The sequence below is a fragment of the Mesorhizobium sp. P170090 genome (assembly GCF_057786115.1).
Genome location: NZ_JBYNWH010000001.1, coordinates 603403 through 623352, shown reverse-complemented (window position 1 = coordinate 623352; position 19950 = coordinate 603403). Strand labels below are relative to the sequence as shown.

22 protein-coding genes are annotated in these 19950 nt (G+C 64.1%); 12 read left to right on the top strand and 10 right to left on the bottom strand.

The annotated features are described in order from the left end of the window. Positions 1-33: 33 nt before the first annotated feature. From AC3EML_RS03080 to leuC, 3 genes are all read left to right on the top strand, one after another. Positions 34-669, top strand: a complete 636-nt coding sequence (locus AC3EML_RS03080) for a class I SAM-dependent DNA methyltransferase (RefSeq protein ID WP_352520768.1) — start codon at positions 34-36, stop codon at positions 667-669. Beyond that, positions 666-875 (top strand): hypothetical protein, encoded by a 210-nt coding sequence (locus AC3EML_RS03075; protein ID WP_196813720.1) that lies wholly within the window; start codon positions 666-668, stop codon positions 873-875. The genes AC3EML_RS03080 and AC3EML_RS03075 overlap by 4 nt, the downstream gene beginning before the upstream one ends. A 71-nt stretch (positions 876-946) precedes the next feature. After that, positions 947-2356, top strand: a complete 1410-nt coding sequence (gene leuC / locus AC3EML_RS03070; RefSeq protein WP_023670518.1) for a 3-isopropylmalate dehydratase large subunit — start codon at positions 947-949, stop codon at positions 2354-2356. A 108-nt stretch (positions 2357-2464) separates the two neighbouring features. Here the strand turns inward: leuC and AC3EML_RS03065 are convergent, their stop codons facing one another. After that, the gene (locus AC3EML_RS03065) at positions 2465-2776 is read right to left on the bottom strand and encodes a hypothetical protein (RefSeq protein ID WP_023706723.1); all 312 of its coding nucleotides are present in this window, start codon (positions 2774-2776) and stop codon (positions 2465-2467) included. 163 nt (positions 2777-2939) lie between these two features. On the opposite strand from AC3EML_RS03065, the gene AC3EML_RS03060 reads away from it, so the two are divergent. Next, the gene (locus tag AC3EML_RS03060) at positions 2940-4136 is read left to right on the top strand and encodes a GGDEF domain-containing protein (RefSeq protein ID WP_023698369.1); all 1197 of its coding nucleotides are present in this window, start codon (positions 2940-2942) and stop codon (positions 4134-4136) included. Positions 4137-4173: 37 nt separating this feature from the next. On the opposite strand, the gene AC3EML_RS03055 is transcribed toward AC3EML_RS03060, so the two are convergent. Continuing rightward, entirely contained in the window at positions 4174-4545 is a 372-nt protein-coding gene (locus AC3EML_RS03055) for a hypothetical protein (RefSeq protein ID WP_023708760.1), read from the bottom strand. A gap of 252 nt (positions 4546-4797) precedes the next feature. On the opposite strand from AC3EML_RS03055, the gene AC3EML_RS03050 reads away from it, so the two are divergent. The 6 genes from AC3EML_RS03050 (at position 4798) to AC3EML_RS03025 (ending at position 9758) form a co-directional block, all read left to right on the top strand. Further along, positions 4798-5268: a hypothetical protein gene (locus tag AC3EML_RS03050; protein WP_023709350.1), complete on the top strand. Its 471-nt coding sequence runs from the start codon at positions 4798-4800 to the stop codon at positions 5266-5268. A 240-nt stretch (positions 5269-5508) separates the two neighbouring features. Beyond that, on the top strand, positions 5509-5928 hold the full coding sequence (sdhC, locus tag AC3EML_RS03045) for a succinate dehydrogenase, cytochrome b556 subunit (RefSeq protein ID WP_023683884.1): 420 nt from the start codon (positions 5509-5511) through the stop codon (positions 5926-5928). Next, positions 5928-6326 (top strand): succinate dehydrogenase, hydrophobic membrane anchor protein, encoded by a 399-nt coding sequence (gene sdhD, locus AC3EML_RS03040; RefSeq protein WP_023683885.1) that lies wholly within the window; start codon positions 5928-5930, stop codon positions 6324-6326. Before sdhC ends, sdhD begins: the two co-directional genes overlap by 1 nt. A gap of 1 nt (position 6327) precedes the next feature. Beyond that, entirely contained in the window at positions 6328-8157 is a 1830-nt protein-coding gene (sdhA, locus tag AC3EML_RS03035; RefSeq protein WP_023815320.1) for a succinate dehydrogenase flavoprotein subunit, read from the top strand. Positions 8158-8197: 40 nt separating this feature from the next. Further along, positions 8198-8977, top strand: a complete 780-nt coding sequence (locus tag AC3EML_RS03030) for a succinate dehydrogenase iron-sulfur subunit (RefSeq protein WP_023670510.1) — start codon at positions 8198-8200, stop codon at positions 8975-8977. Between the two features lie 151 nt (positions 8978-9128). Beyond that, complete coding sequence (locus AC3EML_RS03025; RefSeq protein ID WP_023683887.1) at positions 9129-9758, top strand: YceH family protein; 630 nt, start codon at positions 9129-9131, stop codon at positions 9756-9758. Positions 9759-9968: 210 nt separating this feature from the next. Here AC3EML_RS03025 and AC3EML_RS03020 read toward each other — a convergent pair whose 3' ends face one another. Then, positions 9969-10394, bottom strand: coding sequence for an OsmC family protein (locus AC3EML_RS03020; protein WP_023807689.1), 426 nt, complete (start codon positions 10392-10394; stop codon positions 9969-9971). A gap of 219 nt (positions 10395-10613) precedes the next feature. On the opposite strand from AC3EML_RS03020, the gene AC3EML_RS03015 reads away from it, so the two are divergent. Together AC3EML_RS03015 and AC3EML_RS03010 are read left to right on the top strand one after the other, a co-directional pair. Then, a complete protein-coding gene (locus AC3EML_RS03015; protein ID WP_023834681.1) occupies positions 10614-10829 on the top strand; it encodes a hypothetical protein in 216 nt (71 codons plus the stop codon). After that, positions 10826-11182: a YciI family protein gene (locus AC3EML_RS03010; RefSeq protein ID WP_023670506.1), complete on the top strand. Its 357-nt coding sequence runs from the start codon at positions 10826-10828 to the stop codon at positions 11180-11182. Before AC3EML_RS03015 ends, AC3EML_RS03010 begins: the two co-directional genes overlap by 4 nt. A gap of 24 nt (positions 11183-11206) precedes the next feature. On the opposite strand, the gene AC3EML_RS03005 is transcribed toward AC3EML_RS03010, so the two are convergent. The 7 genes from AC3EML_RS03005 to AC3EML_RS02975 form a co-directional block, all read right to left on the bottom strand. Beyond that, positions 11207-12814, bottom strand: a complete 1608-nt coding sequence (locus AC3EML_RS03005) for a GMC family oxidoreductase (protein ID WP_352520769.1) — start codon at positions 12812-12814, stop codon at positions 11207-11209. Continuing rightward, complete coding sequence (locus tag AC3EML_RS03000; RefSeq protein WP_352520770.1) at positions 12811-14349, bottom strand: FGGY-family carbohydrate kinase; 1539 nt, start codon at positions 14347-14349, stop codon at positions 12811-12813. The genes AC3EML_RS03005 and AC3EML_RS03000 overlap by 4 nt, the downstream gene beginning before the upstream one ends. After that, entirely contained in the window at positions 14342-15184 is an 843-nt protein-coding gene (locus AC3EML_RS02995; RefSeq protein ID WP_352520771.1) for a class I fructose-bisphosphate aldolase, read from the bottom strand. The genes AC3EML_RS03000 and AC3EML_RS02995 overlap by 8 nt, the downstream gene beginning before the upstream one ends. Continuing rightward, complete coding sequence (locus AC3EML_RS02990) at positions 15096-16904, bottom strand: glycerol-3-phosphate dehydrogenase/oxidase (RefSeq protein ID WP_352520772.1); 1809 nt, start codon at positions 16902-16904, stop codon at positions 15096-15098. Before AC3EML_RS02990 ends, AC3EML_RS02995 begins: the two co-directional genes overlap by 89 nt. 77 nt (positions 16905-16981) lie before the next feature. Continuing rightward, positions 16982-17977 (bottom strand): aldo/keto reductase, encoded by a 996-nt coding sequence (locus tag AC3EML_RS02985; RefSeq protein ID WP_352520773.1) that lies wholly within the window; start codon positions 17975-17977, stop codon positions 16982-16984. Continuing rightward, positions 17967-18947, bottom strand: a complete 981-nt coding sequence (locus AC3EML_RS02980; RefSeq protein ID WP_352520774.1) for a sugar-binding transcriptional regulator — start codon at positions 18945-18947, stop codon at positions 17967-17969. Before AC3EML_RS02980 ends, AC3EML_RS02985 begins: the two co-directional genes overlap by 11 nt. A 1-nt stretch (position 18948) precedes the next feature. Continuing rightward, the gene (locus AC3EML_RS02975) at positions 18949-19935 is read right to left on the bottom strand and encodes an ABC transporter permease (RefSeq protein ID WP_352520875.1); all 987 of its coding nucleotides are present in this window, start codon (positions 19933-19935) and stop codon (positions 18949-18951) included. Positions 19936-19950: the final 15 nt, after the last annotated feature.

Sequence of the window (19950 nt, the reverse complement as noted above, 5' to 3'; positions counted from 1 at the left end):
TCGCGGAGGACAGGATTCCGGAGGATGCAGGCGATGACGATCGACAAGGCCAATGCGGCGCTGGGTACCGTCTATTCGGCCGACACGCCGGAAGGGCTGGCCAAGGCCTATGCAGACTGGGCCGCGACCTATGACGGCGAGACCGCTTCGCTCGGCTATCTGCTGCCGTTCCTGATCACCGCCTGGGTGGCGCGCCATGTGAAGGTGGGTGAAGGCCCGCTGCTCGACGCCGGCTGCGGCACCGGCCTGTCAGGCCCGTCATTGAAGGCGCTGGGTTATCACGACATTGCCGGCCTCGACCTCTCCGACGACATGCTGAAGATCGCCGGCAGCCGCAATGCCTATGGCGATCTGAAGCAGGCCATGCTCGGCGGGCCGCTACCCTGGCCGGACGGGCATTTCCGCGCCTTCTTCTCGACTGGCGTGTTCACCATCGGCCATGCGCCGGCGTCCGGCCTGCACGAGCTTGTCCGCATCACCAGGAAAGGCGGCCACGCCATCTTCACCGTGCGCGACCAGGTTTTCGAAAGCGGCGGCTTCCAGGACGTGTTCGACGGGCTGGAGCGGGCCGTGAAATGGCGGCCGGCCGAGCAAAGCCCATGGTTCCGCTGCTATGCGATCGCCGAGCCGGACGCGCTGGTGAAGACTTTTGTGTTCGAGGTGCTTTGAGCGCCGCCCTCTTCGCCTTCTCTCACAAGGGGAGAAGCGAAAACACGCCGCAATTGCCGAAAAGCCAAAACATTGGTATGAGCCACGCCATGGAAGAGCTTTTTGGCGATCCGGCCTATAAGGGTTTCGTGCTGCAGGACAGAAAACGCCTGCCGTCGCGTTTCTCTTCGCGCATTTCCGGCGCGCTCACCAGCCGACTTAGCTAAGCCGCTTTCGCCGCGCCGAAGGCTTCGCGCGTCTGCCCTTCCCCTTTTTGCAAATCGACGGATTTACGCACATGAGCGCACCGCGCACCCTCTACGACAAGATTTTCGACGACCATGTCGTCGACCGCCAGGATGATGGCACCTGTCTGCTCTACATCGACCGCCATCTCGTCCATGAAGTGACCAGCCCGCAGGCCTTCGAAGGTCTGCGCATGACCGGCAGAAAAGTCCGGCATCCGGAAAAGACGCTGGCCGTGGTCGATCACAATGTCTCGACCTCGCCCGAGCGCAAGTTCGGCATCAAGAACGAGGAAAGCCGCATCCAGGTCGAGGCCTTGGCCAAGAACGCTAGGGATTTCGGCGTCGAATATTACTCCGAAAACGATATCCGCCAGGGCATCGTCCACATCATCGGGCCGGAGCAGGGCTTCACGCTGCCTGGCATGACCATTGTCTGCGGCGACAGCCACACCTCGACGCATGGCGCCTTCGGCGCATTGGCACATGGCATCGGCACCTCCGAGGTCGAGCATGTGCTGGCGACCCAGACGCTGATCCAGCGCAAGGCCAAGAACATGCTGGTGCGTGTCGATGGCCAGTTACCGGAAGGCGTCACCGCCAAGGACATCATCTTGGCCATCATCGGCGAGATCGGCACCGCCGGCGGCACCGGCTATGTCATCGAATATGCCGGCGAGGCGATCCGCGCGCTGTCGATGGAAGGCCGCATGACGATTTGCAACATGTCGATCGAGGGCGGCGCGCGCGCCGGCCTGATCGCGGCCGACGAAACCACCTTCGCCTATGTCAAGGGCAAGCCGCGCGCGCCGAAGGGCGCGTCGTGGGACGCCGCGCTCGAATACTGGAAGACGCTGCAGTCCGACGAGGGCGCGCATTTCGACAAGGTGATCGTGCTCGACGCGGCCAAGCTGCCGCCGATCGTCTCCTGGGGTTCCTCGCCCGAGGACGTCGTTTCGGTGCAGGGCGTCGTTCCCAATCCGGAAGAGATCACGGACGAGAACAAGCGGACGTCAAAGATCCGCGCGCTCGACTATATGGGGCTGACGCCGGGCACGAAGATCACCGACATCACGCTCGACCGCGTCTTCATCGGCTCCTGCACCAATGGCCGCATCGAGGATCTGCGTGCGGTGGCCAAGGTGGTCGAAGGCAAGACGGTGAGTGCGCATGTCGATGCGATGATCGTGCCGGGCTCCGGTCTGGTCAAGGAACAGGCGGAGGCCGAGGGTCTCGACAAGATCTTCATTGCCGCCGGTTTCGACTGGCGCGAGCCGGGCTGCTCGATGTGCCTGGCCATGAACGACGACCGGCTGAAGCCGCATGAGCGCTGCGCCTCGACCTCGAACCGCAATTTCGAAGGCCGGCAGGGCTTCAAGGGCCGCACCCATCTGGTATCGCCGGCAATGGCGGCGGCGGCGGCGATCGCCGGCCATTTCGTCGACATCCGCGACTGGAAATAGCGCAGACTGGTTCAAGCCTGATCTGAGCGTATGCAAAACCCCGAACGGCAAAACCGTTCGGGGTTTTGTTTAAAGCGCGCCGCTCTAAGACCCTTGGGGTATTATGCCCTAGCCGGCACGCCGGATGATTTCATGAAATTCCTCCCGGCTGCCGGGTTCGTCGGTCGCGACCACCAGCGCCAGTTCGCGCTCGTCGAAGATCTTGAACCACTCGTCCCATTCGACCAGCTCGTAGCCGCCTGCGTTGACCGGGCGTTCAGGCTGATCCTGGTCCTGATAGGCGTGCTGGCCGAAGACGAGCCTCAGCAACGGCTGCGTTCCGGTTTCGGGCGATACATCGACGATCGCCGGAAATCCGGCGCGCCCTGCGGCCCATGAGCGAATTGCTTCGTGATCGGTCAGCGTGATCGTGTCGGCCATGAACAACTTCTCCTTGATTGCTGTCAGGAAACGCCGGCCTCAGGTCCCGGTTCCGTGCACCAGCTTCATGAGTGGCGACTTGCATATTCGTCCCGGCTTAACCGCTTGTTGGGGCTTGCGCTCTAAGGTCTTCCCTGACGTCAAGCGGGGAAGTCACCGTCCTTTGGACACCGGCCTGTTCATAGCGCTGCTCAATCCGACGATCGCGCTGGCGCTCGGCGCGGCGTTCCTCGTGCTGTGGTTCTATCAGCGCCACCGGCCCTATCTGGCTGTGCTCGGCACGAGCTATTGCGTGTCCGCGCCCGGCTTCCTGCTGCAGTATTTCACGCTGCCCGGCGGCATGGTGCTGACCAAGCTGGTCTCCAACCTCTGCTTCACGCTCGCCGCCTGTTGCCTCGTCGGTGCGATCATCTCACGCTACGGCAGGCGCGTGCCCTATATCGCGATCGGCATTCTGGCGGGTGGCGGGATGGTGGCATTCTGCTGGTTCCTGTTCGTCCAGCCGGACTTGACTTGGCGCATCCTGTCGATCAATTTCGGCTTTGGCGGCCTCAGCCTGCTGGTCGCTGCCGAGCTGCGCGCCGTGCGCAAGAACGGCCCGACGGAAAAAATCCTGTTCGTGTTGTCGCTGCTGTCCGGGCTGAACTTCATCGGCCGCACGCTGCTCGTCGTCATCTCGCACGGGCCGTTCACCAGCTATGACGGGTTTTATGGCTCGTCCTACTGGACGACGGCGCTTTTGACGCACGCGCTGCTGTCGTTGCTGATCGCGCTCTGCCTGTTCTCGGCAGCTGCGCTCGACGTGATGAAGGCGCTGAAGACCGAGACGCACACCGATCCGCTGTCTGGCCTGCTCAACCGCAGGGGTTTCGAGGAGCGCGCCTTGCTGGTGCTGCAGCATTGCGCTGTTACCAAGGTGCCGGTCGCGCTGGTGCTGGCCGATCTCGATCACTTCAAGGCGCTCAACGACAAATACGGACATGCCGCGGGCGACCAGGTGATCGCCGACTTCGCCGCCAAGCTTCGCGCGGCCGCCGGCACGCGTGCGGTTGCCGGCCGCATCGGCGGCGAGGAGTTCGCTGTGCTTCTGTCGCTGAGCGATCTTGCCACGGCGCGGCTGTTTGCCGAAGCCGTGCGCACGCACTATTCGGCCGGCAGTGTCGACGGGTTGCCGCCGGGCACCAGGGTGACCGCGAGCTTCGGCGTCGCGGCGCGCACCGGCGACGAAGGGCTGGAGCCGCTGATGCGGCGCGCCGACGAAGCGCTCTACAAGGCCAAGAAGAACGGCCGCGACAGCGTGCGATTGTCCTATGAGCGGGCGGAAACGGTGTTCATCCCGGATACAGGCAGCGTCGGTTAGCGTCTCGCTTAAACGGCCTCTCGGCCGTGCCGGATCATCAGCGGCAAGGGCTGAGGTTGGGCATTTCGCCATCGGAGAGGCCGTACATATAGGAGCGGCCCTTCACGAACACCGGCGGCTGGTAGCAGCCACGCCTGGAGATGTGATCCGCCTCGTCTTCATAAAGGACTTCCGGTTCCGCTTCCGGCTGCCCGGCGCTGGTGTAGTCGGACAATTTCTTGGCCAGCCTGCCTTGGCCGGCAATGATGCGCTTGTAGCCGGCGGCGCTGTCGATGACGAGATTGCCTAGGGAATCGGCATAGACGCGGTCATGATGGCGCGACCAGGCCATTGCCGGGGCGGCGAAGCCGAGACTGGCTGTCGCCAGCACAAGCGCCGCAAGGCGCGCTCTTCCTGAATTCGAAAGCATGGTGTCCTCTCTGCTGTGGACCCGATCGAATCGGAAATTAACCTTTTCTTAACCTTTGTTAAGAGGGCAGGCGCATCCGGCGGCGATCTCTCGCCAAACATGGTTAATATCCGACGGGATGGAAACCCGGGCGTCATCATTCGGCCATGCTTGCCCGCACCATCGGCCGCGACGCACACAACTACGCTGACGTCGGATGAGCTTGATCTTGGTGGAACATCGCGGCTAGTTAGCCGCGCAGGAGGACAGCATATGGCGTTACGCCGGACGTTTCGGGTGACGCTGTTGTCGATCCCCTTGCTGACTGCCGCAGCCTGCGTGCCGCAGAACGGCGCGCCGACGGCGGTGAATACCGTACCACCCACTGTCGCGCCCGTGCCGGCTCAGCAGTCCGCCGCACCTGTGGCGCCCCCGGCTTCCGCAACGGCTCCGACAGCGCCTGCCGCACCTTCAGCCAAGATCGTCACCGACCTTACCGCGCCGCGGTCTGCTGTCGGCACGGCAACTTACAGATGCGGCAATGGCGGCATGATCACCATCCAGAACCTCGGCACGGCGTTGCGCGTTGTCAGGCCCGATGGCACGACCGAGGAGTTTGCCGCATCACCCGCCAACCAGTCCAGCCGCTACCAGGAAGCTGCGTCGCATGACGCAATCGTGATCGACGCGCGCGAGGCGCTGGTGATGAAGAGGGGCTCGACACCACAGACCTGCAAACGATAGCCTGGCGTCGATTGCAAAGGAAATGCCGCACTGCAGCGAACGGTGCGCTCGCTTTCGACGGTGGCCAAATCGATTGAAGCGAAACAGCAGCCTTTTGTCAGACTAAATGACGTTTTCAAAACGATTTTCCGGCTTTGACGCGGTGCAAAAAGAGCATTAGAAACCGGCTGTCTGAAGTCATATATCGAGGCGGTAAGTGCCGCTTTCCACCGCGGCTCCGGACATCGAACTGGGGCAGCCATGAGCAAATCACCAGCCACCCGAACCGCCAGACGTGAACGGCCGCTCTCGCCGCACCTGACGATTTACCGCCCACCGATCACCATGACGATGTCGATCATTCACCGCATCACTGGCGGGGCGCTGTATTTCGGCACGCTGCTGGTCGCCGCGTGGCTGATGGCGGCGGCGAGTTCGCAAGGCGCTTTCGATTGGATCAACTGGGCCTTCGGCACCTGGCTCGGCCGGCTCATCCTGTTCGGCTACACCTGGGCGCTGATGCACCACATGCTGGGCGGCGTGCGCCATCTCGTCTGGGACACCGGCGCCGGGCTGGAGAAACACACGGCATCGAAGATCGCCTGGGCGACGCTCGCCGGTTCCATCCTGCTCACGCTGCTGATCTGGGTCGCCGGCTACATGGCGCGGGGAACCTTGTGATGAGCGGCACGAACAACAACGATATGCGCACGCCGCTGGCCAAGGTCCGCGGTCTGGGCTCGGCCCGCGAAGGCACCGGGCATTTCTGGCGACAGCGGCTGACGGCCATTGCCAACATCCCGCTGATACTGTTCTTCGTCGGGTTCCTGATCGCGCTCAATGGCGCCGGCTTCGCCGAGGTGCGGGCGGCGCTCGCCAGTCCGTTCGTGGCGCTGGTGTTGGCGCTGGTGCTCGTTTCCGGTCTCACCCATATGCGTGTCGGCATGCAGGTCATTATCGAGGATTACGTGCATGCCGAAGGCATGAAGCTGGCGCTGATCGCACTCAGCACGTTTTTCACCATAGCGGTCGGCGTCGCCTCGATCTTCGCCCTGCTCAAACTGGCATTCGGAGGCTGATTTGGCCAAGGACGCGAAATCGGCCACCGGCTATACCTTTGTCGACCACAAGTTCGACGTGGTGGTCGTCGGCGCCGGCGGCGCCGGCCTGCGCGCCACGCTCGGCATGGCCGAGCAGGGCCTGCGCACGGCCTGCATCACCAAAGTGTTCCCGACCCGCTCGCACACGGTGGCGGCACAAGGCGGCATTGCCGCGTCGCTGTCCAACATGGGTCCGGACTCCTGGCAGTGGCACATGTACGACACCGTCAAGGGTTCGGACTGGCTGGGCGACGTCGACGCCATGGAATATCTGGTGCGCGAGGCACCGGCGGCGGTCTACGAGCTCGAGCATTACGGCGTGCCGTTCTCGCGCACCGAAGAGGGCAAGATCTACCAGCGGCCGTTCGGCGGACACATGATGAATTATGGCGACGGCCCGCCGGTGCAGCGCACCTGTGCTGCCGCCGACCGCACCGGTCACGCCATCCTGCACACGCTCTACGGCCAGTCGCTGAAGAACAATGCACAGTTCTTCATCGAGTATTTTGCGCTCGACCTGATCATGGAACCGGACGGCACCTGCACCGGCGTCGTCGCCTGGAACCTCGACGACGGCACCATCCATCGCTTCTCCGCCAAGATGGTGGTGCTGGCGACCGGCGGATATGGCCGCGCCTATTTCTCGGCGACGTCGGCGCACACCTGTACAGGCGACGGCGGCGGCATGGCGGCACGGGCCGGCTTCCCGCTGCAGGATATGGAGTTCGTGCAGTTTCATCCGACCGGCATCTACGGCGCCGGCTGCCTGATCACCGAAGGCGCGCGCGGCGAGGGCGGCTATCTCGTCAATTCCGAGGGCGAGCGCTTCATGGAGCGCTACGCGCCGTCGGCCAAGGACCTGGCGTCGCGCGACGTCGTCTCGCGTTGCATGACGCTGGAGATCCGCGAAGGCCGCGGGGTCGGCAAGAACAAGGACCATATTTTCCTGCATCTCGACCATCTCGATCCGGCCGTGCTGCATGAGCGGCTGCCGGGCATTTCGGAATCGGCCAGGATTTTCGCCGGCGTCGACCTGACCAAGGAGCCGATCCCCGTGCTGCCGACGGTGCACTACAATATGGGCGGCGTGCCGACCAATTACTGGGGCGAGGTGCTGAACCCGACTGTCGAGAATCCTGACCGGGTGTCACCCGGGCTGATGGCGGTCGGCGAGGCCGGCTGTGCCTCCGTGCACGGCGCCAACCGGCTGGGCTCGAACTCGCTGATCGATCTGGTGGTGTTCGGCCGCGCCGCCGCAATCCGCGCCGGCCAGGTCATCGACCGCAATTCGGCGATCCCTTCGCCAAACGAAGCCTCGGTCGAAAAGATCATGGACCGCTTCGACCGGCTGCGCCACGCCAATGGCTCGACGCCAACCGCCGTTCTGCGTGAGAAAATGCAGAAGGCGATGCAGGAAGACGCCGCCGTGTTCCGCACACAGGAGTCGCTCGAAAACGGCTGCAAGCGCATTTCGCAGATATGGACCGGGCTCAAGGACCTGAAAGTCTCCGACCGCTCGATGATCTGGAATTCCGACCTGGTCGAGACGCTGGAGCTGGAAAATCTGATGGCCAACGCCATCACCACGGTCTACGGCGCCGAGGCGCGCAAGGAGAGCCGCGGCGCGCATGCGCGCGAAGATTTCTCGGCCCGCGACGACACTATCTGGCGCAAGCATACGCTGGCCCGGCTAAGCGAGGACGGCCAGGTGAGCCTCAGCTATCGTCCCGTGCACACCGAGCCGCTGGTGGCGGAAAAGGACGGCGGCATCAGTCTTGCCAAGATCGCGCCGAAGGCCAGGGTGTACTGACCATGGTGCCGAAGCCCGTCATCCGAAAGGATCTGAGGTAATGGTCGAACTCACGCTTCCCAAGAACTCCAAGGTGCAGCCGGGCAAGACCTGGCCGAAGCCGGAGGGCGCCACCAACCTGCGGGAATACCGCATCTACCGCTGGTCGCCCGACGATGACGAGAACCCGCGCATCGACACCTATTTCGTCGACATGGACGATTGCGGGCCGATGGTGCTCGACGCGCTGCTCTGGATCAAGAACAAGATCGATCCGACGCTTGCCTTGCGCCGCTCATGCCGCGAAGGCATTTGCGGCTCCTGCGCCATGAACATCGATGGCTCCAACACGCTGGCCTGCACCAAGGGCTGCGACGACATTTCCGGCGCCGTCAAGGTCTACCCGCTGCCGCATATGCAGGTGGTCAAGGATCTGGTGCCCGACCTCACCAATTTCTACGCCCAGCACGCCTCGATCCAGCCATGGCTGAAGACAGTGTCGCCAGAGCCGGCCAAGGAATGGCTGCAGAGCCATGAGGATCGCGAAAAGCTCGACGGGCTCTACGAGTGCATCCTGTGCGCCTGCTGCTCGACCTCGTGCCCGAGCTATTGGTGGAACGGCGACCGCTATCTCGGCCCGGCGACGTTGCTGCAGGCCTATCGCTGGCTGATCGACAGCCGCGACGAAGCCACGGGCGAACGGCTCGACGATCTCGAAGACCCGTTCCGGCTCTACCGCTGCCACACCATCATGAACTGCGCCCAGACCTGCCCGAAGGGGCTCAACCCGGCCAAGGCGATTGCCGAGATCAAGAAGATGATGGTGGAGCGGCGGGTTTAGTTGAGGCGAGTTCGCTCGCGGCAATCTCGAACGCGGCGATCCTTCGCGCGCCCCTCTGTCCTGCCGGACATCTCCCCACGGGTGGGGAGATATCCGGTAGGACAGAGAGGTGGGCGCTGTCTCGCCGGCGCTAGAAAGGATACTCAACCCAATGAGCGAAGAGCTTCCAATCCTTAATCCGATCGAAGTCCGTGTGCTCGGCTGCCTGATCGAGAAGAAGGAGCTGACGCCGGATGTCTATCCGCTGACGCTGAATGCAGCACTTGCAGCCGCCAACCAGAAGACGGCGCGCGAGCCTGTGATGGCGCTCGAGCCGACAGAGGTGCATCGGACGCTGAAGCTGCTCGAGCAGAAGGGGCTGGTGCGTCAGATGTTCGGCTCGCGCGTCGAGCGCTATGAGCATCAGATGGCGCAGCGCTTCTCGCTGACGAGGCCGCAGACTGCGGTGATCGGCCTGCTTTTGCTGCGCGGGCCGCAGACGGCGCATGAGTTGCTGGCGCGAGCTGAGCGCATGGCGCGGTTTTCGTCGATCGAAGACCTGCGCGCTGAACTCGACATGCTGATCGGCCGCCGACCGCCGCTGATCCAGGAAATACCGCGCGGGCCAGGCCAGCGCGAGGACCGCTACGTGCATCTGCTCGCAGGACCGGTGGACGTCGCGGCGTTATCGGTGCAGCGGAGCGCGCCGGCCTTGCCTGCTTCCGACCTGGAAGCGAGATTGGAGGCTCTGGAGCAGGAAGTCGCAGCCCTTCGCGCCCGGCTTGATGCGCTGGGCGCCTAATAGTTATCCGAGACGTTGGTGGGACAGCACCCCCCTCTGGCCTGCCGGCCATCTCCCCCTCAAGTGGGGAGATCAGGTGTCACGCCGGCCTTCGCCAATCACGAACGTCGAAAGAAAGTGCCAGCTACCGAGCTTCCAATCTCCCCGGGAGATGCCCGGCAGGGCAGAAGGGGGGCGCGAAGAATTGCTACCCCGGGCAAAATCGGCGGATCACCCCAGCTTCGCGTCGAGCGACACTGCGATGGCCCCCAGTGCCTTCGAAACCGGGCACTCCGCCTTGGCCTTCTCGGCCAGTTCCTTGAACTTCGCCGCATCAATGCCCGGCACCTTGCCGATCAGGGTGATGGCGCTGCCGGTGATGCCGGTGCCGGGGACCAGCGTCACCACCGCCTTGGCGTCGAGTTCAGTGGCGGGCGTGCCGTTCTCGGCCAGGAAATGCGACAGCTGCATGGCGTAGCAGCCGGCGTGTGCCGCCGCGATCAACTCTTCGGGATTGGTGCCGGATTTGCCGCTCTCGTCCTCGAAGCGAGCCTTGAACGAATAGGGTGTGCCCTTCAAGGTGCCGCTCTGGCTGTCGAGCGTGCCCGTGCCCTCCTTCAGATTGCCTTTCCAGACGGCGTTTGCGGTACGGTCCATAGAATTCTCCTTGATTACAGCGACAGCGCCGGCCACGCGGCGTTCCCTCCAACTATAGCGCGGCGGCAGGGGAAGACCACCGCGCTGTTTCGGCCGGATGCGACGCCGGCGAGCCCTGCAAATCTTTTCTGAAAAATGTGCGTGCAAAAATGTCGACTTGCATCGGCGCCGGCCGTCCTGCGAGCGTCCACGGATTCTCGTGGCGGATGGAGATCCAAGATGAACAATCTGTTTTCTGCCCATTGGAACGACGCCGACAAAAGCGCGCGTCTACACGAGATCGAGTGCTCGCGACCTTCCGGCTTCGGCCGGCTGCTTGCTGCGGTCGCTGTGATCGGCATTGCGGTCTGCGTGCTCGACCACGCTGCTGCCGGCAGGGATGCCGCCGGCGCCGTGATCGCATATGCTTCGTCACAGCAAGGGAGCTGGAAATGAAATATGTCTGTCTGGTCTACGGCGAGGAAAAGGACCTCCATGCCATGACGCCGGAGCGTTTGGCCAAGCTCGACGCCGATTCGATGGCCTATGATCGGTCATTGGACCAGCAAGGCAAGCTGATCATCGCGCAGGCGCTGCAATCGGTGAAGACGTCGAAGACGGTGCGGCGGCGCCAAGGCAAGCGGCTGATCACTGACGGTCCGTTTGCCGAAACCAAGGAGCAGTTGCTTGGTTTCGTCATGATCGAAGCCGACACTCTCGAACAGGCGCTGGAGATCGCCGGCAAAATTCCGCTGGCCGAAATCGGCACCGTCGAAGTCAGGGCGATCTACGACGTGCCGGGGTCTTAAACTAGCCCCCGCTCCCTCACACATCTATGCAGGCCGGCGGATCATATCCGCCGCCTTCTCGGCGATCATCACCACTGGCGAGGCGGTGTTGCCGGAGACGATGCGCGGCATGATCGAGGCGTCGACGACGCGCAGGCCCTCGACACCGATCACGCGCAGGTCCGGGCTGACGACGGCGCGGCCGTCGACACCCATCCTACAGGTGCCGACCGGATGAAAGATGGTCGTCGCGATCGAGCCGATCTGGTGCAGCAGGTCCTCGTCCGACTGGTGGGCGAGACCAGGCAGGATTTCTTCCGGATGGAAGCCGGCAAGAGCCTTGGCGGTCATGATGCCGCGCGCCTGGCGCACCGAACGCAGCGCGATCTCGCGGTCGCGCACCGTCGAGAGATAGTTCAGCCGGATTTCCGGCTGCACCGCCAGGTCGCGGGTCGTGGCGTGCACCGAGCCGACGCTCTCGGGCCGCAGATTGCAGACCGACATGGTGATTGCCGGGAACGGGTGCAGCGGGTCGCCCAGCCGGTCGGTAGACAAGGGCTGGACGTGGTACTCCAGGTCCGGCGTCGCCATCGACGGACCGGATTTCGAGAACATGCCGAACTGGCTCGGCGCCATCGACATCGGTCCCGAGCGGCCAAAGGCATATTGCAGCGCGATCTTCGCCTTGCCGCTCAGGCTGTTGGCTAGCGTGTTGAGCGTCAGCGCCGACGACACTTTGTAGACAGTGCGGATCTGCAGATGGTCCTGAAGGTTCTCGCCGACATCGGGGCTGGCGTGAACCACATCGATGCCGAGCGCGGCGAGGCGATCCGGCTCGCCGACCCCGGAAAGCTCCAGCAGTTTCGGCGTGTTGATCGAACCGGCGGTCAGCAGCACCTCGCTCCTGGCCTTTGCCTCAATGGTTCGGCCGCCGGCGCGATAACAAACGCCGATAGCACGCTTGCCCTCGAACAACACCGTCTCGACATGGGCGTTGACGACCAGCCTCAGGTTCGGCCGTCGCAGCGCCGGGCGCAAGAATGCCTTGGCTGTGTTCCAGCGCACGCCCTTGCTCTGGTTGACTTCGAAGAAGCCGGACCCCTCATTGTCGCCGTCGTTAAAATCCTCGCGCGGCATGATGCCGAATTCCTTGGCCGCCTCCTGCACCGTGTTCAGGATCGGCCAGGACAGGCGTTGCCGCGCCACTTTCCATTCGCCGCCGGAACCGTGCAGCTTGGTCTTGCCGCCGTGATGGTCCTCGGATTTGAGGAAGTAGGGCAGCACATCGTCCCAGCCCCAGCCGACATTGCCCATCTGCCGCCAGCCATCGTAGTCCGCCGCCTGGCCGCGCATGTAGATCATGCCGTTGACCGAGGTGCAGCCGCCCAGCACCTTGCCGCGGGGATAGACCAGCGAGCGGCCGTTCAGGCCGGCTTCGGGGGCAGTCTTCATCATCCAGTCGGTGCGCGGATTGCCGATGCAATAGAGATAGCCGACCGGGATATGCACCCAGTGATAATTGTCGCTGCCGCCGGCCTCGAGCAGCAGCACACGCGTCGCCGGGTTTTCGCTCAGGCGATTGGCCAGCACGCAGCCAGCGGTGCCTGCGCCGACGATGATGTAGTCGTAGTCGCCATCGAGCCGTTGGGTCATTGCGGTGGTTTACTCGGCGGTGTTCTACTCGGTTCTGCCGCCTGTTCGGCCCAGAACGATCGCAGCGTATCGGCAAGGCCGCAATAGGCGCGATAACGCCTGTTGTAATGGTCCTGCATGGCCGGGTTCGGACGATAGGCGGCGCTTGACCGGGTCATGGCGTCGACGCCGGCCTCGTAGTCGGCGAACAGGCCGGCCGCGACCCCGGCGCCGATCGCCGCACCAAGTGCGCCGGTCTCGCGTGCTTCAGGGACGGTGATCGGCACGCCAAGCCCGTCGGCGAAGATTTGCGGCCAGTGCTCGCTGCGCGAACCGCCGCCGGACAGCACCGCTTTGTCGAAGCTGACACCGGCGTCCTTCAGGACATTGATGTGGCGCCGGTGCTCGAACATCACGCCCTCGAACAGCGCGCGCAGCATATGGCCTTCCCTATGCCAACCGGCGAGGCCGTAGAAGCCGGCGCGGAACTCCGCCCCTTGTCCCGACCCGTAGAGAAACGGGTGGAACATCGGATCGTCCCAGGTTGGCGTCACCGCGCCGACAGCCGCGTTGCAGTGGCCGAACGGATCGTCATAATGGGCACCGCGCTCGACGAGTTCGCGTACATACCATTCGAGATTGGCGGCCGATGTAGCGCTGGATTCGATGTTGACGAAACGGCCGGGACCGAAGCGCGCCACCATGAAAACATCTGGGTCGGCAACCGGCGCGATGGAGAAGACCTGATTGACGGACCATGTGCCGGCGATGATCGAGGCTTCGCCGGGACGCACGACGCCGGCTCCCATGGCGCTGGCGACGACGTCGAAATAGCCGGCGATGACCGGCGTGCCTTCAACCAGTCCGGTCTCTTCAGCCGCTTGCGCGGTGACCGCGCCAGCAATGTCGGCGCTGTCGAGCAGCCGAGGCAGTTTGGCCTGTGCATCCTCGATGCCGTAGAGCGCGAGAAGCTCGGAATCATAGACGCCTTCGGGCATGCGGACGAGGCCGCAACCGGACATGTCGGAGACATCGCTGACCCGCTCGCCCGTCAGGCGGTAGGCGATGAAATCCTTGCACAGCATCGCCGTGCCGGTTGCGGCATAAAGGTCGGGCGCATGCTGCTTGACCCAGGCCAGCAAGGTCGGCGTCTGCGCCGGCCACGGCTTTTGCAGGCAGATCGCGTGCAGCGCTGCGGCGTTGCGCGAGGCCAGCGTCGACGCCATGCCGGCGGCGCGCGTGTCGAGCGACTGGATGCCGATCAGCGGTTCGCCGGCACGGTCGACCAGATAAAGGCCGTTGCCATGGCCGGCGCAGCCGACGGCGGCGATCTCGCGGGCATCGATGCCGGCCTGCGCGATGCAGGCTCGTATGGCGTCGCGCGCAGCGGCCCACATGCCGCCGAGGTCGCGCTCGACATAGCCCGGCTGCGGCGTGTGCGAACGGCCGGCGACCGCATGCATGGCGAGCTGCCGTCCCGTATGATCGAACAGCACCGCCTTGATGATGGTGTTGCCGGCGTCGAGGCCGAGCAGATAGGCGGCTTGATCAGCCATTGTTGTAGATGTCCCAAGCCTCTTCGCCGCCGGCGTCGTTGTGGATCATCGCCATCAACGCACTCACTACCGCCTTCGGATTGGCATGCTGATAGATGTTGCGGCCATAGACCAGCCCCTTGGCGCCTTGTCTGAGCAGGGCTGACGATTTTGCCAGCACCGTCTTGAGATCATCCTTGCCGCCGCCACGCACCAGCACCGGCACGCGTGCCGCCTCGACGACGCGGTGGAAATCTTCCGCGTGCTCGGTGGGGTCGGCCTTGATGATGTCGGCGCCCATTTCGGCGGCGAGCCGCACCAGCGTCACGATCTTTTCCGCATCGCCGTCGACCTGATAGCCGCCTCTGATATCGTTGGGCAGCATGACCAGCGGCTCGATCATCAAGGGCATGCCGTATCGCTGGCAGGCGGCGCGGACCTTGGCGATGTTTTCGACGCATTGGCGAAACAGCTCCGGCTCGTCGGGCAGCATGAACAGATTGACGACGACGCAGGCCGCATCCATTTCCAGCGCGCCGATGATCGGCTCGTCATGGTTCTGCAGCATCGACCACATCACCCGGTGGCGCTGTGCATTGTAGGGGTTGCCCATGTCGATGCGCATGACCAGCGCCGGCTTGTCCTTGTCCGGCCGCGATTGCAGCAGATCGGCCTGGCCATAGGCGAGCTGCAGCGCATCGGGCCCTGCCGCGATCAGCGTGTCGATGACACGTGGCATGTCCTCCAGGCCGATGAGAAACCCCGGTTCATTGCAGACGCCGTGATCGAGCGCCACGTCGAGGCAATTGCCGTTGGTGAACATCCGGTTCATCCGGGCCTTGGTGCTGACTTTCATGTTCTGCTCCTGGGATCGTGCGTTGGTCGAGCATCTCTTGCGAGACGCCGTGATAGGTGTCGAGTTCGGCGATGAGACTTTTTATCTCCTCGTCGCGGTACGGATCGCTCCAGCCGCGTTCGGCGGCCAGTACATCGGCGATGCGCTCGATTGATACCGTCGAGATGTCGCCGGCAATGGCAAGCGACGTGCGGCGCAAGACAACATCCGAGAGGCAGGTCACGAACTCATGCCGGGCGAGATAGACGATCTCGGCCGTCGTGGTTTCGGTCCTGTCGTCGAGCCTGATATCGTCGGGACGTCCGAGGCAGAACAGGATGATGTCGCGCGCGCCGCTGCCGTAGCGATCGACGAGATACGCGGCGCGGTCGGTGCTGATCGCGAACTCACCGGCGAGATCGGCTGCCATCGATGCCGGATCTGCGGGGAAACCGAGGCCGCCGCCTATCGGCAGCGCCAGCGTGCCGCGAATGCGCTCGCGGCCAAGCTCGGCCAGCACTTCGTCGGCCGCCTGTTCGGCGAAGGCGCGGAAGGTCGTCCACTTGCCGCCGATCATGCAGAACTGCGGGATGTCGCCGGCTATGCGATGCACGGAATGGCCGCGCGATATCCTGCCGGTGAAGGCATGGTCGCTCTTCGGCAGCGGCCGGATGCCGCTATAGGTGAAGACGACGTCGGCGGCACGGACCGGAATGGACGGGAATACCAACCGCGCCGCCGCCAATATGTAGTCGGTCTCGGCCGGTTCGCAGCGCACGCGCCCGGCCTCGCTGACGCGGATGTCCGTCGAGCCGACCAGCACCTTGCCGAGATAGGGAAACATGATGCAGACGCGGCCGTCGGCATTCTCGAAGAAAATCATGTGGCCACTGAGCGCCTGGTACAGCGGCTCATTGTCGAGGATGAGGTGCGAGCCCTTGGTGCCCTCGACCAGGGGCGCCGCGGGCTTTTCGGAGGCCTCGAGCCGGGCGATCGCCGAATCGAGCCAGGCACCGGTCGCATTGACGATCGCCTTGACGGTCACGGCGAAACGTTCTCCGCCAGCCGTGTCGGTGAGTTCGAAGGCCGACCCTACCCGCGCGATCTCGGCGCGATTGAGCGCGAGGCTGTCGGGCGCCAAGCGTGCGGTATCGAGCAGCAATTCGATGCCGAGCCGTTCGGGGTAGCTGATCCAGGCGTCGTAATAAGTAGCGGAAAAGCGCAGTTTGGGATCGAGCGCCGGCCATTGCGCGAAGGTCGCCCTGGCGCCACGGAAACTGTGGCGCGGCAGCACCCGGCGCTTGCGCGTCGTCCAGTCGTAGAGCGCGAGGCCTGCCTTGATCGCCAGCCCGCCGCGGCTGGAAGGCGTTTCCGAAAAGCCGAGAAAGCCTGCCGCGCCGTTCATCAGCCCGGAGAAGACGGAGCGGATCGGAATTGTCGTCGGCAGCGGCCGCACCATATGCGGCGCATTGGCCAGCAGCGCGTCACGTTCGCGCAGCGATTCCTGCACCAGGCCGAACTCGCCATTCTCGAGATAGCGCAGGCCGCCATGGATCATGCGCGAGGGTGCCGCACTGCAGCCCGAACAGAAATCGTTGCGTTCGACCAGCAGAACTCGGAGACCCTGCAGCGCCAGTTCGCGGAAAACGCCGATGCCGTTTATGCCGCCGCCCATGACGACGACATCGAACGCGCCGTTGCGGCGGATCGTGTCGAGGATGACGGTTCTCTGATCAGGCATGGCTTTGCCGGGCAAGGTTGGGCCGTTCTGCTGTCCGGTGGACGGCAGCTCAACTTGGTTCGGGTTACTGGTGGCGGTCAGGCGTCGAGATTGGTCAGATGGCGGCTGGCGGCCTCACTGATCTGGTTCAACTCGTCACCGGACAATCTGATGCGGCCGGCCTGCGCGTTTTCCCTGGCTTGCTGCGGGCTGCGCGCGCCGCAGAGTGAGAAGGTGATGCCGGGCTGCTGCAGCGTCCAGGCGATGACCACCTGCGCCTCGCTGGCGCCGTGCGCCTCGGCACTCGGCCTGATCGCTTCCATCAGCGCTGCCACCTTGCGGCGGTTGGCGAGCGAGAAGCGCGGATTGTCCTTGCGCTGGTCGTCGCCGGTAAAGACGCGGTCGGGACCGATCTTGCCCGAGAGCAGACCGAGCGCCAGGGAGGAATAGCTGAGCACCGACACGTTGTTCCCGGCGCAGAAGGGCAACAGGTCTTGTTCTATGTCGCGCGCAACCATGCTGTATTCCTGCTGGACCGCATCGAGTTGGCCGGCCGCGAGATAGGCCTTCACATCGGCGACGCTGACATTGCTGGCGCCGATGGAGCGGATCTTGCCCTGGGTTTTCAGCCGGTCGAGCGCTTCCATCGTTTCAGCGACCGGCGTCGTCGGATCCTGCCAGTGGGTGATGTAGTGGTCGATGTGGTCGGTGCCGAGACGGCGCAGGCTCTGCTCGACTTCGTAGACGACAGAGTCGGCACCGAGATAGCGATGCACAGGCGCGCCGTCATAGTCGAAGAAGTGGTTGCCCTTTTTCGCGTGCCAGATCAGCCCAAGCTTGGTGGCGAGCACGACCTTGTCGCGGCGGCCCTTGATCGCCTTGCCGACGATTTCCTCGGACAGCCCCTTGCCGTAGGCCGGCGCGGTGTCGATCAGCGAAACGCCTTCGTCGATCGAGGCGCGGATGGTGTCGATGGATTGCGCCTCGTCGGTGCCGCCCCACATCCAGCCGCCAATGGCCCAGGTGCCAAGGCCGATTGCGGAGGCGGATATTCCCGACGCGCCAATGGTGCGCGTCAACATTTCAGGCGACATTGCGTATGCTCCCCGCATTGCTCAGGACTGCATTGGCCGTCTCTTCGTCGACGACCAGTGATTTGAGATAGTTGCCGCGAAGCGCGGCACGGATTGGCCAGACTTTCTCGGCGCCGCTGGCCACCCCCATCACCGACCGGCAGCGACCGAGTTCTGGCGGCGCCAGCGCCACCAGGCGGTCATTGGGCGGATAGTCGGCCAGCGTGCCGTCGTCGCGGATCAGATGCGCAAGGAACTCGCCGACCGCGCCGCTGGCGGCGAGTTTTTCGCGGTCGGGATCGAGGCCGGGGTGGAGGTCGTAGTAGCTCGACCCCGGCGTCTGAATCGAGCCGACGCCGACCAGCGCGATCGCGGCTTTGCGCGCCAGGTCGAAGATTTCGCGCACCGAGGCCATGTCCAGCAGGAGATCGCGCTGCTCGCGGCTTTCGGCAAAGAGCGGCGCGTGCAAGAGCATGCTGGTACCGCCGAGGCGTTCGGCCAGCCGCGTCGCCAGATGGTTGACGTCGGTATAGTGCTTGCCCTGGACGCCGCCGGTCAGCGGCACGACGGTGACGTCGAAGGCGCGCTCGGGCTGCAGGTTTTCGACCAGCGCGCTGATCGCCTTGCCGCCGGTGATGGCAATGACGTCGCCGTCGCGCAAGGTCTCGAGCAACTGGTTGGCCGCCGCGCGTCCCACTTGCTGCAGCGTGCTGTCGGGACTGCCGGCCACGGTCGGCGTCACGATCGCGGCCGCCAGTTGCGCGACCTCGATCAGCTGCTTTTCGATGTCGACAAGGCGCTGGAACGGGCTCTCGACCGCGATCCTCAGCATGCCGAGCTTGCGCCCTTGCGCGATCAGCCGATTGACTTTCGACGCCGAAAGGTTGAGCGCCGCTGCAATGTCGTTCTGCTTCATGCCGTCGACGAAGTGCAGCACCAGAACGGTGTGGATCTGCCGGATCGCCTCGAAATCTTCCCTGCCGTCCGCCATCTCAGCCCCGCCGCTTGTTGAAGTAGTAATCGGCGGTGACCGCCGTCAGCAGAATGGACCCGCGGATGATGTCCTGCCAATAGACGGACACGTCGAGCAGAGCGAGCGAGCTTGAAACGACGGAGAGCAGGATGGTGCCGAGGATGGCGCCGAGAATGGTGCCGGAGCCGCCGGTCAGGCTGGCGCCGCCGATCACCGCGGCGGCGATGACGTTTAGTTCCATGCCGGAGCCGAAGGTCGGCTGGGCCGAGCCGAAACGGGCCATGTAGATCACGCCGGCAAAGCCGCACAGGGTCGAGCAGAGCGTCGTCGTCAGGAACACGACCTTCTTGGTACGGATGCCGGAATAGGCGGCGGCCTTCTCATTGCTGCCGGTGTAGAAGACTTTGCGAAACATCGTCGTGCGGCGCAGCATGAAGTCGGACAGGATGACGAAGACGATGAAGATGATGATGACGACCGGAATGCCGCCAATGGCGCCCTGGCCGATGAATTTGAACTCGGGCGGCAGCGTGTAGAGCCCGAGCGGCCGGCCGCCGGTGCCGAGCAGGCAGAGCCCGCGCGCAATCACCATCACCGCCAGCGAGACGATGAAGTGGTGCAGCCCCACTCGGGTGACGAAGAAGCCCATAAAGGCGCCGATGCCTGCACAGGCCGCTATTGCAATCAATGATGCCAGCCAGGGGTCGACGCCGCCGAGGAAGAGCAGGCCGGCAATGACCATGGCGAGTGCGGTGACCGAACCGACCGAAAGGTCGATGCCGCCTGAGATCAGAAGGATCGTCATGCCGACGACGACGATGCCTTCGACCGCGAAGGCCATCGCCATCGCCCGCATGTTGTCCCAGGTCAGGAAGTACGGCGATGCGAACGACATGACCGCAAAGAGCACGGCGATGATGAGGATCAGACCGGTCTCGCGCATCCTGATCAGGCTGCCAAGCCTTTCACCGAACCCGATGCGGGCCGGCGGCGTCACGCTGTCCATGCTTTCCCCCACGAT